This is a genomic window from Bartonella sp. AP88XZML (assembly GCF_042195565.1).
Taxonomy (GTDB): Bacteria; Pseudomonadota; Alphaproteobacteria; order Rhizobiales; family Rhizobiaceae; genus Bartonella.
In genome coordinates, this window is sequence record NZ_JBHIOQ010000041.1 from 1 (window position 1) to 1,273 (window position 1,273).

The following is a 1,273-nucleotide window of genomic DNA, read 5'->3' on the forward strand; positions in this document are numbered from 1 at the left end:
GCTGTTGTTGAGGTTTAGCACAGAAACATCAGAACGAGATCTTTGAGCAATATCAAGTAGATTGCCATCATCATCTTTTTCGTTTGTGCTGGTTTTTACAATCCATTGTGTATTGTTTTGCAAATTAAAGATTGTTTTAGGACTGTTAATAACTTTTGCTCTACCCTCTAATATGGAGTTATCAGAATTGAGTGTAAAAGCTAAATCATTTTCTTCAGCTGAAGCTTTGGTTACTAATAGAACGTCGGCACGGATTTCTGATTTTTTGCCAAGATTGACTGTGCCGGTTGATTCATCTACATTAATTCCAATGCCGTTTTTAATGTGAAGCTTTGCGTTGGTTAAATTGATTTCTGAGGTTGTATCTTCTTCAGGATTTTCAAATTTTATGCCATTTCTCTCTGCTGTTGCAAAAATATTTGTTGCATCAATTTGCCCACCGTTTTCAACAGTCAATGCTGCCTCTTTCCCCGTTATGTTTCCTTTCGTCATTGTGATGGTGGAATCTAGTCCACTTGCATGGAGCCCATAACCATTAGATGATGTAATTTTGGTATCATCGGTTAAAGCAATGGTGCTGCCACTCTCTGCGTTAATCCCTATATCGTTTCCAACAAATGATCCTCCTGATATTTTGATTTTAGAATGATCCATTGCATATACACCGAATTTTGCATTTGTAATGTGTACATTTTTTAAAGTGACATTGCTTGCTTGGGAATTTAATCCTGTAAACACCACTGTTTCATCTTTTTGACTGCTCGATATTGTCACATCTTCCAACTTATTTTCATTGTTTTTACTGTCATAAAAGGTAGCACCAACTGTAGAAGTTGTAATAGTTCCTCCGGTCATTTTAATTATAGCATTTTTTTCTGCATAAAGCCCAAGAAAAGCATGATCAATTTCTGTTCCGTGCAATTCGATCATACTATTAGGGCCGCTGGCATTTGCACCAGCTCCACCACCTGTGGCTACTGAGAGAGAAACATCTATAACATTAATATGTCCACCGTTTTCAGCAGTTAATGCTGCATAAATTCCTCCTTTAACTTTTCCTTTCGTCATTTTGATGGTGCCATTGTCTTTTGCCCGGAGCCCAGTGTTATCAGATGATGTAATTTTAGAATCATTTATAGTGATTGTGCTGCCGTTTTGCGCAAATATTGTTGCTTGTTTTGAATCAAATGAACCTCCAGAGACTGTTATTGTGGAGTGATCATTTGCAAATATGCCTGTGTTTGCTTGAGTGACGGTTACATTGTTTAAAGAC

At 37.2% G+C, this 1,273-nt stretch carries 1 protein-coding gene; it reads right to left on the bottom strand.

Translation table 11 applies throughout. The features are described from left to right. Positions 1–1,273, bottom strand: a 1,273-nt coding sequence (locus ACFIK2_RS06645; RefSeq protein WP_375677049.1) for a right-handed parallel beta-helix repeat-containing protein, incomplete at both ends; no start/stop codon positions are given.